Here is a 1,520-nt window from a genome sequence, read left to right as displayed (position 1 = left end):
ATGGACTGCTGGCCCGCGCGGACGATGACGACCTTGCCCTTGCCGAGCAGCGTCACCTCGCCGTCGCGCGTGCCCACCTTCACCGTGCCCTCGCCGTTGTTCGTCATGGTGAAGGTACCGCCGCCGGTGCGCGCCACCGCGTCGCTGCCCGTCGTCTTCAACTCGAAGGTGTGACGCTGACCCGACCGCACGGTGGTGGTGGCCATGCCGTTGCCGAGCAGCAGGCGCGACAGCGAGTCCGTCAGCTCCTCCACGGACACCTCGGTGCCGGCGGCCATGCGCACCTCCACGGCCTCGCCGTTCACGAGCACGGCGTAGGCGCCATCACCGGTGCGCACCACGTCCGTGGCCCGCAGCGGAGTGCCCTTCTCGGCGCGCGTCCACGCGCCGTTGCCATGGCGCACCTCCACGAGCCCCTCGACCTCGCGCAGCTCCAGCTCCACGGCCTTCTTCGGCTCCGGCACGGCCACCTGGGGCACGGCGACGGGCGGAGGCGTGGGAACGGGCAGCTCCCGCAGGAAGACGAACCAGCCCACGGGCAGCGCGGCCAGGATGAGGACGAGGCCGATGAGGAACGGCGCCTGTCGCCTGCGGAAGGGGGGAGCGGCCATGCGATGGCCCTAGCTAGCACACTCCGTGCCCCTCAGGCCCGGGGCAGCACGATGGTGAAGCGGGCCCCCTGCCCTGCCTCCGAGCGGACCTCCAGCGTCCCCCCCGCCTCGGTGATGATGCGCCACGCGACGCTCAGCCCCAGCCCCACGTTGGACCACACGTCCTTGGTGGTGAAGAAGGGCTCGAAGATGCGCGGGCGGATGTTCTCCGCGATGCCCTTGCCCGTGTCCTCCACCTCCAGGATGCACATCCCGTCGCGCTCGCCGGTGCGCAGGGACAGCCGCTTCACGGGCGTCTTGATCATCGCGGTGCGCGCGTTGGACAGCAGCGCCAGCACCACCTGGGACAGGTGCCCGGGGTCCGCCTTCACGCGGGGCGCCGTCGTGCTCAGCTCCGTCACCAGGTCGATGCCCTCGCCGCGCGTCTGGTTCTCCGTGAGGGAGAGCGCGTCGCGCACGACGGAGTTCAGGTCCACCGGCCGCAGGTCCGGGCGCTCGCGCTGCTGGGAGAAGCGCAGCAGGTTCTGCGTGATGTCCTTGCAGCGCTTGGCGCTCTGCTCAATCTTCCGGAGCGTCTCGAAGTCCGAGTCGCCGCTCGCCCTGTCCAGGAGCAGCAGCTGCACGTTGCCGAGGATGCCGGCCAGCGGGTTGTTGATTTCATGTGCCACGCCCGCGCCCAGCTGTCCCACCGCCGCCAGCTTCTGCGCCTCCACCAGCTGCGCCTGCGCGGCCCGCAGCTCCGCCGTGGCCTCCTCCACGCGGACGCGCAGGTCGTCGTTCCAGCGCAGCATCCGTGCGCGCGCCGCCTCCAGCTCCTCGCCCATCCGGTTGAAGGTGGATCCCAGCTCGCTCAGCTCGTCCTGCCCCTCCACCCGCACGCGGCGCTCCAGCTCGCCGCGTCCATACGCC

At 71.2% G+C, this 1,520-nt stretch carries 2 protein-coding genes; both read right to left on the bottom strand.

From position 1 onward, the window contains the following. Positions 1-611: FecR domain-containing protein (locus D7V93_RS42925; RefSeq protein WP_147451682.1), on the bottom strand; the 611-nt coding region annotated here is incomplete at its 3' end. 32 nt (positions 612-643) lie between these two features. Further along, the coding region (locus D7V93_RS42920; RefSeq protein ID WP_158623986.1) for a sensor histidine kinase at positions 644-1,520 on the bottom strand (877 nt) is incomplete at its 5' end.

This window comes from Corallococcus llansteffanensis (assembly GCF_003612055.1).
Classification (GTDB): Bacteria; Myxococcota; Myxococcia; order Myxococcales; family Myxococcaceae; genus Corallococcus; species Corallococcus llansteffanensis.
Note: the sequence above shows the minus strand (reverse complement) of the source record. Positions and strands in the feature narration are given on the sequence as shown.